Origin of the sequence: Amycolatopsis tucumanensis (assembly GCF_021654135.1) — a bacterium.
GTDB classification, from domain to species: Bacteria; Actinomycetota; Actinomycetes; order Mycobacteriales; family Pseudonocardiaceae; genus Amycolatopsis_E; species Amycolatopsis_E tucumanensis.
This window is the reverse complement of record NZ_JAKGSD010000025.1, coordinates 26,507-40,948: the sequence shown is the minus strand read 5'-3', so window position 1 is coordinate 40,948 and position 14,442 is coordinate 26,507. Positions and strand designations below refer to the sequence as shown.

Sequence of the window (14,442 nt, the reverse complement as noted above, 5' to 3'; positions counted from 1 at the left end):
GGAGGGCGCCGGTGGACACGACGAAGGCTCTGCGGGAGATCCTGAGCGACCGGGTGGCCGTCCTCGACGGCGCCTGGGGCACGATGCTGCAGGGCGCGGGCCTCACCCCGGCCGACTACCGCGGCGACGTGATCGGCGACCACCCTCAGGACGTCACCGGCGACCCGGACCTGCTCAACCTCACGCGCCCCGACCTGATCCTCGACGTGCACCGGCAGTACCTCGCCGCGGGCGCGGACATCACCACGACCAACACGTTCACCGCGACGAGCATCGGCCAGGCCGACTACGGCCTGCAGCACCTCGTCCGCGAGATGAACGTGCGCGGCGCCCAGCTGGCCCGCCAGGCCGCCGACGAAGCCGGCGGCAGGTTCGTGGCCGGCTCCATCGGGCCGCTGAACGTCACCCTGTCCCTCTCCCCGAAGGTCGACGAGCCCGCCTACCGCGCGGTCACCTTCGACGAGGTCCGCGGCGCCTACGCCGAGCAGATCGCCGCACTGGCCGAGGGCGGCGTCGACCTGCTGCTCATCGAGACGATCTTCGACACCCTCAACGCGAAGGCCGCCATCGCCGCGGCCCGCGACGTCGCCCCGCACCTGCCGCTGTGGATCTCGGTGACGATCGTCGACCTGTCCGGCCGCACCCTGTCCGGCCAGACCGTCGAGGCCTTCTGGAGCGCGATCGAGCACGCCGACCCGCTGGTCGTGGGCGTGAACTGCTCGCTGGGCGCCGAGGAGATGCGCCCGCACGTCGAGCAGCTGTCCCGGCTGGCGGGCACCTACGTCGCCTGCCACCCCAACGCCGGCCTGCCCAACGCCTTCGGCGGCTACGACCAGACTCCGGGCGAGACCGCCCGCATGCTGGGCGAGTTCGCCGGCAGCGGCATGGTCAACATCGTCGGCGGCTGCTGCGGCACCGGCCCCGAGCACATCGCCAAGATCGCCCAGGCGGTGTCCGGCGCGGCCCCGCGCGAGGTGCCGCCGCCGCGCACCAGCACCCGGTTCAGCGGGCTGGAGCCGTTCGAGATCGGCGCGGACACCGGGTTCGTGATGATCGGCGAGCGCACCAACGTCACCGGCTCGGCCAAGTTCCGGCGGCTGATCGAGTCCGGCGACTACCAGGCCGCCGTCGACGTCGCGCTGGACCAGGTCCGCGGCGGCGCCAACCTGCTCGACGTCAACATGGACGCCGACCTGCTCGACTCCGAGCACGCGATGACGACGTTCCTCAACCTGATCGCCACCGAACCGGAGGTGGCCCGCATCCCGATCATGGTCGACAGCTCGCGGTGGAGCGTGCTGGAGGCCGGGCTCAAGTGCGTGCAGGGCAAGGGCGTGGTCAACTCGATCAGCCTCAAGGAGGGCGAGGAGCAGTTCCTGCGCCAGGCCCGCCGCATCCGCGACTACGGCGCCGGTGTCGTCGTGATGGCCTTCGACGAGAAGGGCCAGGCCGACACCACCGAGCGCAAGGTGGAGATCTGCGCCCGCGCCTACGACCTGCTCACGCGCGAGGCCGGGTTCCCGCCCGAGGACATCGTGTTCGACCCCAATGTGCTGGCCGTCGCGACCGGCATCGCCGAGCACAACGGCTACGCCAAGGCGTTCATCGAGGCGCTGCCGCTGATCAAGCAGCGCTGCCCGGGCGCGCGCACCAGCGGCGGCATCTCGAACCTGTCGTTCTCCTTCCGCGGCAACGACGTCGTGCGCGAGGCGATGCACTCGGCGTTCCTGTTCCACGCGGTGCGCGCCGGGCTGGACATGGGCATCGTCAACGCCGGCCAGCTCACCGTCTACGAGGACATCCCCGCCGACCTGCTGGAACTGGTCGAGGACGTGCTGTTCGACCGCCGCGAGGACGCCACCGACCGGCTGGTCGAGTTCGCCGAGACGGTCCGCGGCCAGGGCCGCAAGCGGGTGGTGGACCTGTCGTGGCGCGAGGCGCCGGTGGCCGAGCGGCTGCGGCACGCGCTGGTGCACGGCATCGTCGACTACATCGAGGACGACACCGAGGAGGCGCGGCAGAACTTCGCGCGGCCGCTGGAGGTCATCGAGGGCCCGCTGATGGACGGCATGAAGACCGTCGGCGACCTGTTCGGCTCGGGCAAGATGTTCCTGCCGCAGGTGGTCAAGAGCGCGCGCGTGATGAAGCGGTCGGTGGCCTACCTCGAGCCGTTCATGGAGGCGGAGAAGGAGGAGCTGCGCCGGTCCGGGCAGGTGAGCACCGAGCGCGGCCAGGGCAAGATCGTGCTGGCCACCGTGAAGGGCGACGTGCACGACATCGGCAAGAACATCGTCGGCGTCGTGCTGGGCTGCAACAACTACGAGGTGATCGACCTCGGCGTGATGGTGCCCGCGGCGAAGATCCTGGACACCGCGGTCGCCGAGAACGCCGACGCGATCGGCCTGTCCGGGCTGATCACCCCGTCGCTGGACGAGATGGTGTCGGTCGCGACGGAGATGCAGCGGCGCGGGCTGAAGATCCCGCTGCTGATCGGGGGCGCGACCACGTCCCGGCAGCACACCGCGGTGCGGATCGCGCCGGCGTACGACCACACGACGGTGCACGTGCTGGACGCGTCGCGGGTCGTCGGGGTCGTGTCGGACCTGCTCGACACCGACCGCGCGGCGGCGCTGGACACGGCGAACCGCGCGGAGCAGGAACGGTTGCGCGAGCAGCACGCCGGCAAGCAGCGCCGCCCGATGCTCACGCTGGAGCAGGCGCGCGCCAACCCGGAGCGGGTGTCCTTCGACGACCTGCCGGTGCCGTCGTTCACCGGGGTGCGCACGGTCTCGCCGGGGCTGCCCGCGCTGCGCGAGATGATCGACTGGCAGTTCCTGTTCCTGGCGTGGGAGCTCAAGGGCAAGTACCCGGCGATCCTGGACCAGCCGGTGGCGCGCGAGCTGTTCGACGACGCGAACACGCTGCTCGACGAGATCGTCGCGCAGGAGCTACTGGAGGCCCGCGGCGCCTACGGCTTCTGGCCCGCGCACAGCGAGGGCGACGACATCGTGCTGGAAAACGGTGTGCGGTTCCCGATGCTGCGCCAGCAGACGTCCAAACCGGACGGACGCGCGAACCGCTGCCTGGCCGACTACGTGGCCCCGGCGGGGGACCACCTCGGCGGGTTCGCGGTGACCGTGCACGGGGCCGAGGAGCTGGCCCGCCACTACGAGTCCCAGAACGACGACTACCGCGCGATCATGGTGAAGGCGCTGGCCGACCGCTTGGCCGAGGCGTTCGCCGAGTACATCCACCTGGAGGCCCGGCGGGAGTGGTTCGAGCCGGACGCGCAGCCGTCGCTGGCGGACCTGCACGCCGAGCGGTTCCGCGGGATACGCCCCGCGCTCGGCTACCCGGCGAGCCCGGACCACAGCCAGAAGCGGGAGCTGTTCGACCTGCTGCGGGCTTCGGACCTGGGCCTCGGGCTCACCGAGTCGTTCGCGATGACCCCGGCGGCCAGCGTGAGCGGGCTGATCTTCGCCCACCCGGAGTCCCGCTACTTCACCGTGGGGCGCCTCGGACGCGACCAGGTGACCGACTACGCCCGGCGACGCGGACTGCCACAGCCGGAAATCGAGAAGTGGTTGCGGCCCAACCTGGACTACGATCCCGCGGAGTGATGATCTCCGAGGAGCTCCGCGACACGGATGTGGTCACCGACCTGCAGCTGTGGTTCCGCGCGCGAGATCTGGCCGCCGCGATGGACGGGTGCCGGCGGCTGGTCGCCGACCTCGGGGCCTGGGGGATCGAGGTCGGCCCGGTCGACGGGGATCAGCCGGGCAGCTACTACGCGCGGGTGGCGGTCCGCACGCGGACGAGTGCCGATGAAAGCACGCTCGACGCGATCCAGCGCGTTGCCAGGTCGCAGCTCCCCGTCATCGGGGTGCCCCCGGAACTGCTCGAAATCACCGAGTCCCGTGGCAGGCCGCTCGCGTGTGTGCCCGACGCGCGGATCGAAGCACCGGCCGGGGCTGACCTGTCGGTGTACGTGGGGCGGGGGCGGGACCCGTTCGGGATGGAGGGCGCGGACCTCGACGGCGTCGAGCCCCTCGGGCTGACCGAGGAGGAGAGCCGTGAATTCCTGGACGCCTTGAAGGCCGCGACCACCGTGCAGGTCCTGGTGGTCGCCGAGCTCTCGGAACCGGATGCCATCGCGGCCCGGGAGCGGGTCCGGCGGGTCGCGCGCACCCTGCGGCAGCAGGTCTTCCCCGCCGAGGACGACGTCGAGGTGGGTGAACCCAGACGGAGGCCGAGCGGGACGGTCGAAGTCGCCGCGTCGGTGGGCGGGACGTCGATGAGTTCCCACGACGCCGTGGTGGCGGCGTCCCGCGCGCTGCGGGCGTTCACCTGGCTCGAGCCGGAAGCACTGGAGAGCGATCGGCCGGACTACTTCGCCGTCGAGGCGGTTCCACAGGAGCGGTTCGTCCGGCTGGAGGTCCACGCGGCGACGGGACTCGGCGTGGTCGGTTGAGGGGTTTTGGTCACCCGGTCAGGTGGTAGTCCGCCCACACGGCCGACTACTCACTCAACGGGGCGTGAGATGCATCTGGAATACGAGCACGCGGCGGCCTCCGGGCTGCGTCGATACGTCAACACCGTCGCCGAGGAGCTGGGCTGCAGCGGCGAGGCCTACTACGCCCACCTGGACCCGCCGCCGGCGTACGCCTACCTCGCGCTCGACGACCGGCTGCGCGACCACCCCGCCCAGGACACGGCCCTGGTGTGGAACGAGCACGACGGCTGGGCGGTGGCGATCGAGACCACGGCCGGGCACGAGCTGAGCGTGGTCCGCTACTACGGCGCCGAGCTGCTGCCGCCACCGGCCGAAGTCGCCCGGTTCGTGGCCGAGGTCTTCGAGGGCCGCGCCCCCGACGCGGCACCCGCGGGCACCACCGACAGCGCCGCGGTCCGCCAGCACCTGGCCACCTACGCGATCCCGTACCAGGACCGGCCCGTGCAGCGGCCCGGCCAGCCCGTCGAGCAGTCGCGCCGCGGCCCGGCCCGCTGACCCGGGCGGCACTGTTCGGTTCGACACCCCGGCCGCGACGACCTGGCGGCACTTTTCTGCTTCGGCACTGCGGCCCGCTGAGCGGGGTGGCGCCTTCTGGTTCGGCACGGAGGCCCGCTGAGCCAGGCAGCACCTCCCAGTACGGCAGCCCGGCTCGCTGGCCCGGGCGCATCTACCGGTAGGGCCCCCGGCCCGCTGACCCAAGGGGCATCTTCTGGCGCGGCACCGTGGCTCGCTGCCACGGGGCGGCATTCTCCGATGCGCACCCCGGGCCCTGACCCAGGCGACACCCCCGGCACGGCACCCCCGCGGCCGCCACCGGCGCCCGAGCGCGCCGGAAACCGTTGCAGTGCTGGGCACTTTCCGGCACACTGCCGCAATCGCCACCACCTGGGGAGGAATCGTGGTCGCGCGTACCGGGGTCGTCGTCGTGGGGGCCGGGCCCGCCGGGCTGGGGCTCGCCAACGTGTTGCGGGACAGGGGAATCGACTGCGTGGTGCTCGAGGAGCAGACCCGCGCCTTCATCGAGGCCCGCCCGCGCGCCGGGTTCATCGAGGAGTGGGCCGTGCGCGCGCTCGACGAGCGCGGACTGGCCGACAAGCTGCTGTCCACCGCGCCGAGCCAGGGCCGCTTCGAGTTCCGGTTCGAAAACGGCCGCCACCCGTTCTCCTACGAGCAGTGGGCCGGCCAGCGCCACTTCGTCTACCCGCAGCAGCTGCTCGTCACCGACCTGGTCGCGCACTACGCCGACAAGGGCGGCGACATCGAGTTCGGGGTCCGGGACGTGGCCCTGCACGACATCGAATCGGCCACGCCGTCGGTCACCTTCACCGCCGCCGACGGCACCGCCCGCCGGCTCGGCTGTGACTTCATCGCCGGCTGCGACGGCGCCCAAGGCGTCACGCGGCGTCACCTCGCAGGCGACCTGCTGACCCACGACTACGGCATCGGCTGGCTGGCACTGCTCGCCGAGGCGCCGCCCAGTGCGGACGGCGTCCTGTTCGGCATCCACCCCCGCGGGTTCGCCGCGCACATGGCGCGCACCCCCACCGTCACGCGCTTCTACCTGCAGTGCCCGCCCGGCGACTCCGAGGACAACTGGCCGCACGAGCGCGTCTGGTCCGAGCTGCACCAGCGGCTGGGGGTGCCGGACGGCCCGCTCGTCGAGGGCGAGCTGATCGAGAAACGCGTCCTCGACATGCACAACTACGTCCACGAGCCGATGTGCCGCGGCAGGCTGTTCCTGGCGGGCGAGTCGGCGCACCTGGTCGCGCCGATCGCGGCGAAGGGCCTCAACCTCGCCCTGCACGACGCGTTCCACCTGGCTGAGGCGATCGAGGCCCACTACGGCGGCGACGACGGGCCGCTGGCCCGCTACTCGGACACCTGCCTGGCCCGCGTGTGGCAGTACCAGGAGTTCTCGCAGTGGCTGTCGGACATCTTCCACAGCTCCACCGTCGACCCGCCCGCCGACCCGTTCCGCGCCCGGCTGGCACAGGCCCGCCTGCGCCGCCTGCTCGGATCACCCGCCGCCGCGGCCGCGTTCAGCGAGATCTACATCGGCAAAGCCGCCGATTTCTGACCAATCCCGTGCGGTGATCCACGCGGCGTGGCAGGCTGCCCCGTAACGAAACTCGCGAGTGCGGAGTCTCCTCGGGCAAGGGCGCCCGGGCGACGAGGAGGACCATGGCGGGGGACACGGACGTCGATGCCGACCTGATCGAGGCGGTCCGCGCGGGCGACCTGCTCGCCTACGACCGTCTCTTCCGGCGGCACCTGCCCGCGGCGCGCCGGGTGGCGTCGATGATGTGGCGGGACCGGTCCGAGGTGGACGACCTGGTGGCCGAATCGTTCCTGCGGGTGCTCGCCGCGATCCGGGACGGCGCCGGCCCGGCCGAGCGCTTCCGGCCCTACCTGCTCGTGACGCTGCGTAACCTGGCGATGGACTGGGGTCGCCGCCGCGAGCGGTGCGACCCGTGGGCCGCCGGCCGCGACGAGCGCACGCCGGGTGTCGAGGAGATCGTGATCGACCGGCTCACCGGCGAGGTGGCGCTCTCGGCTTTCGAAACCCTGCCGCCGCGGTGGCGGTACGTGCTGTGGCACACCGAGATGCTGGGCACCCGGCCCGCGGCGCTGGCCGCCGAGCTGGGCATGACGGCCAACGGGGTCGCTGCGCTCGCGGTGCGCGCCCGTGAGGGGCTGCGGCAGGCGTTCCTGCAGGCCCACGTGCCCGCGGCGCGCGCCGAGGACTGCCGCACCGTGCGGCGGCGGCTGGGCGCGTGGACGCGCGGGAAGGTGACCGCGCGGCAGGGGCGGGCGGTGTCGGCGCACCTGGCGGGCTGCCCCAAGTGCCACCGGGTGGCGGCGGTGCTGGAGACGGTGAACGGCGGGCTGCCCGCGCTGGCGCTGTTGCCGCTGCTCGGGAGGCTGCTGGGTGGTGGCGGGGCGCCCGCGGCGTCGGTGGCCGCCGGGGGCGGAGTGGCGGCGATCTCGAAGATGGCCGCGGCCGTGACGCTGGCCGCGGTCGCGGCGGTCGCCGGGCCGGTGGTGGCACCCGACCGGGCGGCCGCGCCGGAGGCCTTCGCGGCGGCGCCGGTGCGGCCTGCCGTGCCGGGTGTTGCTGCTGTGGCTCCCCAGGCCGGCGCCGGGGCCAACGAGAACGGCCGGGCGAAGGACGGCGCCCCGAACGTCAACGGAGCCGCGCACGGCAACGCCGGGGTCCAAGGCAACGCCGAGCCCAAGGGCGGCGCGGTAGTCAGGAGCAACACCGGAGCGAAGGGCAGTGCCGGGGCCAAGGGGAGCGCCGGGGCGAAGGGCAACGCTGAGGCCAAGGACAACGCTGAGGCCAAGGACAACGCCGGATCCAACGGCAATGGCGGGGCCAACGGCAGTGCCGGGGCCAAGGGCAACGCTGAGGCCAACAGCAATCCCGGGGCCAAGGGCAACGCCGGAGCGAAGGGCAATGGCGGGGCCAAGAGCAGCGCCGGAGCCAAGAGCAGCGGCGGAGCCAAGAGCAGTGGCGCGGCCAAGGGCGGCGCTGGCGGCAAGGGCAATGGCGAGGTCAAGGGCAATGGTGCGGCGATGAGCGCGACCGGCCAGGCCATGGCCGCCGCGCCGAAGGCGACCAAGCCGGAACATCCCGAGCCGAAGGTGAATCCCGGCAAGTCGCCGCGGAAGTGACGGGCCGCCCGCCCCGCACCCGGCTGCTCGCGAAGCAGGACGTGCCCGAGCAACTCGCGGGTGGCGGCCCGTTGTGGCTGGTGCGCTGCTCGCGCAGCGAGACGTGTCCGAGTAAATCGTAAGCAGCGGGCCCCTATGGCCCTGGCTCGCGCAGCGAGGCTGGTCCGAGTAGCTCGCGGGGCGGCGGTCCGTGGGGGCTGGTGCGCTGCTCACGCCGCGCGAGCCTGTTCGGTTGGCTTGCCGGGCGGTGCGGGTGGGAGGCAGCCGGCTCGCTCGCGCAAGCACTTCGGGTCCAAGCGGTGCGCCCCGACGCTAATCGGCCTCGCCCCGGCTGGCTTTTCTCGCCGGGGCCGTCAGGTAGTCCAGCGTGCACGTCATGTCGAGCAGCCGCTCCAGCACGGGCGGCCGGTCGTCCAGGTGCAGGTTCGCCCCGGCGCTCTGCACCCGCCGCGCGATCATCAGCAGCGTGGACAGCCCGTAGGAGTCGCAGAAGTCCAGCGACCCGAAGTCCAGCCGGACGTCGCGCAGGCCGGGGGCCAGCCGGGCGGTCACCTCGCTCAACAGGCCGTCGCCGCTGTGGTAGTCCAGGTTCCCGGCGAGGGCGCCGTGCAGCGTCCGGGCGTCGGGGGTCGTCCAGCGCATCGTCAGCGGCCGCGGTTCGGTCATCCCGGCCCGCCCGTCCCGAGGTGGCCGGCCAGCTCCTCCCGCGCCTGCGCCAGCAGCGCCGTCGCCCGCGGGAAGTCCCGCAGCTCCCCGGTCAGCAGGTCCAGCGCCGGGATCAGCGACCCCGGCAGCACCCCGCGCGCGGCCAGGATGTCGGCGGTCCAGGTCAGGAACGAGGTGAACAGCGAGGCGTCGCCCGTGTAGAGCGCGGTCGACAGGAAATCGACGATGTGCGCCAGGTCCTCAGTGGTGTACTGGCGCTGCAGCTCGGTGTACTCGCGCATCGCGGGCAGGTGCTGCTCGAGCCCCGCGTACACCGCACGCACCAGCTGCGGCGAGCTGCGGCGGACCAGCGTGTACTCCTGGTCGGCCAGGTGCGGCAGGTCGTCGATCAGCTGGTGCGGGGCGTGCGGCCGGGGCAGCGGGTCGTCCGCGAGCCGGTCCGCGGCGGCACGCGCGTCGGGCGCCCACGCCTCCGCGCCCAGCAGCCGCGCCCAGCGGCCATCCGGGCCGAACGCGGCGCCGCCCGCGATCACCGGCACCCCGGCGGCCTGGCACGCGCTGATCGTGGCGTGCGCGGCGGGCAGCCGGGTGGGCAGCGAACCGGACAGCGCGACCGCCTCCGGCCCGGTCCGGTGCAGATGCGTGATCAGATGCGGGGCGGGCACCTGCGCGCCCAGGTACTCGACCCGGAACCCTCGCAGCGTCAGCACTTCGGCCAGCAGCCGCGCCGGCAGCGCGTGCCACTCACCGTCCACACAGGACACCGTGAGGCGCCCGCGGGTCACCCGGGGCCGTGGCGCCTCCCGGACGAGGTGGACGATCGCCCGCTCGTTGATCGCCGTCGCCGCGTGCTCCTGCGCGACGCTGATCCGGTTGGCCGCCCACTCGTGCCCGACCCGGCGCTGCACCGCGCCGATGACGTCCAGCAGCACGGCCTCCGGGCCGATGCCGTCGTGCAGCGCGGCCAGCACCGTGTCGGTGGCGGTGTACTCGTCGCCGTCGAGGACGGCTTCCCACAGCCGCTCGGCGTGGTCCGTGGTGTCCGCGGGCTGTGTCACGATCTTGTTCATGCTGCCGCCTACGGGGATCCGGGACCGCGCACGGCGGTCAGGTGCCGCCCGCGCGGGGCGGTGATGGCGAGCAGGGCCATGTCGTCGTGCTGACCGGCGCCGACCCATTCGGTCGCGAGCATCTGCACGCGCTCGACGACCGCCTCGGCGGGCATCCCGGCGCATTCGCCGAGCGCGCGGCGCAGCCGGGCCTCGCCGAACATCTCGCCGCCGAGCGGTCCGCCCCGCGCCTCGGTGATGCCGTCGGTGTAGAGCAGGCAGGTCTCGCCAGGGGCCAGCACGACGTCCTCGCTGGAGACCTCGATCTCCGGCAGCACGCCAATCAGGCTGCCGCGGCAGGCGACCTCCCCGACCGTCCCGTCAGCGCGGACGACCAACGGCGGCAGGTGCCCGGCGCTGGTGACCCGCAACCGGACCTCCTGACCGCGCCGGCACGCCGAGGCCAGCGCCAGCGTGGCGAACCGCGTGTGGTGCGAGCTGAGCAGCGACGAGTTCAGCAGCCGGAGCATGCGGCCGTGGTCGTCCGCCATCGGCAGCAGTGCCTGCAGCGTGTTGCGGATCTTGCCGGTGAGCACGGCGGCTTCGAGCCCTTTGCCGCACACGTCCCCGAGCAGGGCCAGCGACTCGCCCTCCGCGAGCGGGTGCACATCGTAGAAGTCGCCGCCGAGCCGGTCGGCGTCCTGGGCCGGACGGTAGCCGCCGGCGAACTCCACCCCGCCGATCTGCTCCAGTACGGGCGGCAACAGCTCCTCGGTGAGGACCTCGGTGATCGAGCTCTGCTGTTCGAACAGGCGCGCCGCGGACATCGCCGCGCCGGAGCGGGCGGCGAACAGGCGCGCGAACACCTCCTCGTCCTCGGTGAAGGCGTGGTGTTCGGTGCGGCGCAACAGGATCAGCACGCCCGCCGGGACGCCGTGGCCGGGCAGCGGGGTCACCACGATCGAGCCGACCTGGCCGAACCCCTCCGGCACGATCCACGACGGGGCCTGGGCCGGGTCGATCCAGCGGGACGGCACCGGCGGGAACCCCTGCAGCGCCTCGGCCAGCCCGGGCAGCTCGTCCGGGTCGATCTCCAGGGTCAGCGGGCGGGGCCGCTCGCCGCGCACGCACACGACCGCGGAGTAGCGGCCGCGCGGGCCCGGCGCGACGATCCACGCCGCGTCGGCGAGGTGGCCCGCGGACAGTTCGGCGGCCACCTCCATGCTGCGGGGCACGTTGAGCGACCCGAGCAGCGCGTTCGAGGCCGCGCTGAGGAAGGCGGTGCGTTCCCGTTCCCGGCGCAGCGCCTCGCGGGCCGCGTGGAGCTCGGTGGTCTCCACGAGCCACCACATGACCGGTCCCTCCGGCTGCCGGACCGGGTGCGCGTCGAAGGTCCGGTCGTCGACCCGCCCGGCCGCGAGAGCGGATCCGGCGGTGTGGGCGGCGCACAGCCAGGCCGAGACGCAGTCGACGAGCGCGCGTCCGGGACGCAGCGCGGGGAACAGCAGACGGGCGGCTTCGTTGGCCGCGTGGACGGTGCCGTCCGGGGCGGCCAGCAGGGCGGGGTACGGCGCACCGTCCCAGCCCGCGTCGATCCCGGCGGGGGAGGCGGAGACGAGACGGTCGGATTCAGTCAAGACGTGGGCGCCGGCGTGCCCGCTCCCTTCGAACGTGGGTGAGATGCCTCGGCATCAGCTTCCCCCAGCGCGCCGGACGGGGGCAAACCGGGCCCGGTGATCAACCTGGGCCGGATGGTCGATCCGGGACCAGCGCCGGTCAGGGAGCGGGCGGGGTTGGTGAGGACCGCGGGGAGTTGCTGGTGTGCGGTGCTGGTCGTGGGGAGACCGGGGTTGGTGGTCGGCCGGTGCTGGTGTGGAGGGTTGGTGCTGGACCAGCGCCGGTCAGGCGAGCGGGCGGGGTTGGTGACGACCGCGGCCAGCTGCTGGCAGGCGGCGCCGGTCGCGGGTAAACCGGGCCCGGCCGGACGGCCGACCCCGGACCAGCGCCGGTCAGGGGAGCCAGCGTGCCGGGTCGGCGAGGACCCCGGCCAGTTCCCGGTACGCGGCGCCGGTCGCGCCGGGGGCGGGGATGTTCTTCGCCGCGTGGATGGCGGGCGGCGTCCACCGCGCGGACAGCACGCGTTCCCGCAGGCGGCTCTCCAGCTCCGGCCGCAGCAGGTCCGCCACCTGCGCCAGGTGCCCGCCGAGCACCACCGTCGGGATGTCCAGCACGTTGATCACCCCGGCCAGCGCCACGCCGAGCGCCCGTGCGGCCGCGGTCACCGCCTCCCGTGCCCGCGCGTCGCCCGACGCGGCGAGCTCCGCCAGGTGCGCCGGGGTCGACGCGGGCGTCAGGCCGGCGGCGGCGAGCAGCGCGTCCCGGCCGGCGTAGGTCTCCAGGCAGCCCGTCGACCCGCACCGGCAGGCCGGGCCTGCCGGGTCGACGCACACGTGCCCGATCTCGCCCGCCCACCCGTGCCGCCCGGCCATCACCTCGCCGCCGACGACGGCCGCACCGCCGATGCCGATCTCGCCCGACAGGTACACGAAGTCCGGGAACGGGCCCGGCCGGCCCGGCGCGACCTCGGCGACCGTGCGGGCCGCGAGACTGGCTTCGTTGCCCACCCGCAACGGCAACCCGGCCACCGCGGCCGGGTCGAGCAGCTCCGCGGGCCGCACGCCGGACCAGCCGAGGTTCGGCGCGCGCAGCAGCGTGCCGGTGGCGGCCGCGACGATGCCGGGCAGCGCCAGGCCCGCCCCGACCAGCCGCAGGTCTTCGGGCAGCCCGGCCAGCACCCGCGCGGACAACGCGCCCAGCCGGTCCAGCGTCGCCGCCGGATCGCTTTCCACCAGGTCGGCGTACTCCAGCGACTCGGCGACCACGCGGCCGCGCAGGTCGGCCACCCGCACGGCGAGGAACCCGGCGTTGACCTGCAGCCCGACCGCGGCCAGCCGGGACCCGGGCACCAGGGGAGTGGCCGGACGGCCGCGCCTGCCGCCGCCGTCCGGCTCGATCTCGCCGAGCACCCCGCCCGCGACCAGCTCGTCGGCCAGCCGCGTGGCGGTGGTGCGGGTCATCGAGGTCGCCGCCGCCACGTCCGCCCGCGACAACGGCCGGGCGGACGCGCACACGGTGCGCGCCACCAGCGCCAGGTTGCTCGCTCGGAGGCTGGACTGGCGGGCGCTCGTCTGCTGATCGAGGGCGGTCACGGCGGCGATCCTAACGACGCACTGATTTCGTCCAGCGGATGGACGAAATCAGCCGATCAGGTGCTCGAGCGCGAGCTGCTGCAGCTGGACGAACCCGTAGTCGCGCTGGGCGGCCTTCTCCGGGTCGAAGCCGTCGTCGGCGGCCAGGAAGTCCGCCACTGACTCGCCCGCGCCCAGCGTCGGCTCGGCCAGTTCGAGGATCCCCGCCCGGTCCCACGCCTCGCGGACGCGCGGGTCCTCGCGGAAGGCCTTCGCCTTCTCGGCCAGCATCAGGTAGGTCGACATGCACGCCCGCGCCGAGTCCCAGATGCCGTCCAGGTACTCGGTGCGCGAGGGCTTGTAGTCGAAGTGCCGCGGGCCGGTGTAGCGGGGCGCGTCCGGAGAGCCGGGGAAGCCGTTCTCCAGCAGGTCCACCGTGAAGAACGCGGAGATCAGGTCGCCGTGGCCGAACACCAGGTCCTGGTCGTACTTGAGGCCGCGCTGGCCGTTGAGGTCGATGTGGAACAGCTTGCCGCTCCACAGCGCCTGGCCCAGCGCGTGCGTGTAGTTGAGGTTGGCCATCTGCTCGTGCCCGGTCTCCGGGTTGAGGCCGACGATGTCGCCGTGCTCCAGCTGCGCGATCAGCGCGAGCGCGTGGCCCACGGTCGGCAGGAAGATGTCGCCGCGCGGCTCGTTCGGCTTGGGCTCCAGGCCGATCCGCAGGCCGTAACCCTGCGACTTGATGTAGCCGGCGACGGTGTCCAGGCCCTCCTTGTAGCGCTCGAACGCCGCGTAGAGGTCCTTCGAGCCGTCGTACTCGGAGCCTTCGCGGCCGCCCCACATGACGAACGTACTCGCGCCCATCTCGGCGGCGATGTCGACCGCCTGCAGCACCTTGCGCAGCCCGAACCGGCGCACGCCGCGGTCGTTGGAGGTCAGGCCGCCGTCCTTGAACACCGGGTGGCTGAAGGTGTTGGTGGTGACCATCTCGATCACCAGGCCGGCCTTGTCGGCGGCGTCCTTGAGCCGCCCGGTGAGGCGCTGCTTCGTGGCGAGGTCGGCGTCGAAGGGGAAGACGTCGTTGTCGTGGAAGGTGATGCCCCAGGCGCCCAGCTCGGCGAGCTTGTCGGAGTACTCCCACGGGTCCAGCGCCGGGCGGCTCGGGCCGCCGAAGGGGTCCGTGCCGGTCCAGCCCACGGTCCACAGGCCGAACGAGAACTTGTCCTCAGGGGTCGGTTGGCGCACCATCGCAGCTCCTCCGGGTTTTGTTTTCCGAAGTAACTTATTCGCGAGAGGTGCGGACAGTCAAGGGGCCGGTGGCGGATCCGCCACCGGCCCCTCGTGATGTCGT

Annotated in this window: 10 protein-coding genes; 5 read left to right on the top strand and 5 right to left on the bottom strand. The window is 73.2% G+C overall.

The window, feature by feature from the left end; all coding sequences use genetic code 11:
• Positions 1–11: 11 nt before the first annotated feature.
• The 5 genes from metH (at position 12) to L2C96_RS23760 (ending at position 8,188) form a co-directional block, all read left to right on the top strand.
• Positions 12–3,620: a methionine synthase gene (metH, locus tag L2C96_RS23780; protein ID WP_237337819.1), complete on the top strand. Its 3,609-nt coding sequence runs from the start codon at positions 12–14 to the stop codon at positions 3,618–3,620.
• Complete coding sequence (locus L2C96_RS23775; protein WP_157358693.1) at positions 3,617–4,471, top strand: hypothetical protein; 855 nt, start codon at positions 3,617–3,619, stop codon at positions 4,469–4,471. The genes metH and L2C96_RS23775 overlap by 4 nt, the downstream gene beginning before the upstream one ends.
• Positions 4,472–4,540: 69 nt before the next feature.
• On the top strand, positions 4,541–5,008 hold the full coding sequence (locus tag L2C96_RS23770) for a DUF6292 family protein (RefSeq protein ID WP_237337818.1): 468 nt from the start codon (positions 4,541–4,543) through the stop codon (positions 5,006–5,008).
• Positions 5,009–5,411: 403 nt separating this feature from the next.
• A complete protein-coding gene (locus L2C96_RS23765) occupies positions 5,412–6,590 on the top strand; it encodes a 4-hydroxybenzoate 3-monooxygenase (RefSeq protein WP_237337817.1) in 1,179 nt (392 codons plus the stop codon).
• A 104-nt stretch (positions 6,591–6,694) separates the two neighbouring features.
• Positions 6,695–8,188 (top strand): sigma-70 family RNA polymerase sigma factor, encoded by a 1,494-nt coding sequence (locus L2C96_RS23760; protein WP_237337816.1) that lies wholly within the window; start codon positions 6,695–6,697, stop codon positions 8,186–8,188.
• 312 nt (positions 8,189–8,500) lie between these two features.
• On the opposite strand, the gene L2C96_RS23755 is transcribed toward L2C96_RS23760, so the two are convergent.
• From L2C96_RS23755 to xylA, 5 genes are all read right to left on the bottom strand, one after another.
• The gene (locus L2C96_RS23755) at positions 8,501–8,854 is read right to left on the bottom strand and encodes an STAS domain-containing protein (RefSeq protein WP_237337815.1); all 354 of its coding nucleotides are present in this window, start codon (positions 8,852–8,854) and stop codon (positions 8,501–8,503) included.
• Positions 8,851–9,924: a cobalamin B12-binding domain-containing protein gene (locus L2C96_RS23750; RefSeq protein ID WP_237337814.1), complete on the bottom strand. Its 1,074-nt coding sequence runs from the start codon at positions 9,922–9,924 to the stop codon at positions 8,851–8,853. Before L2C96_RS23750 ends, L2C96_RS23755 begins: the two co-directional genes overlap by 4 nt.
• Positions 9,925–9,932: 8 nt before the next feature.
• The gene (locus L2C96_RS23745) at positions 9,933–11,540 is read right to left on the bottom strand and encodes a PP2C family protein-serine/threonine phosphatase (protein WP_237337813.1); all 1,608 of its coding nucleotides are present in this window, start codon (positions 11,538–11,540) and stop codon (positions 9,933–9,935) included.
• Positions 11,541–11,912: 372 nt separating this feature from the next.
• Positions 11,913–13,112 carry an ROK family protein gene (locus L2C96_RS23740; RefSeq protein ID WP_237337812.1) on the bottom strand — a complete coding sequence of 400 codons (1,200 nt, stop codon included), beginning with the start codon at positions 13,110–13,112 and terminating at the stop codon, positions 11,913–11,915.
• A gap of 48 nt (positions 13,113–13,160) precedes the next feature.
• Entirely contained in the window at positions 13,161–14,339 is a 1,179-nt protein-coding gene (gene xylA, locus L2C96_RS23735) for a xylose isomerase (RefSeq protein WP_020420518.1), read from the bottom strand.
• Positions 14,340–14,442: the final 103 nt, after the last annotated feature.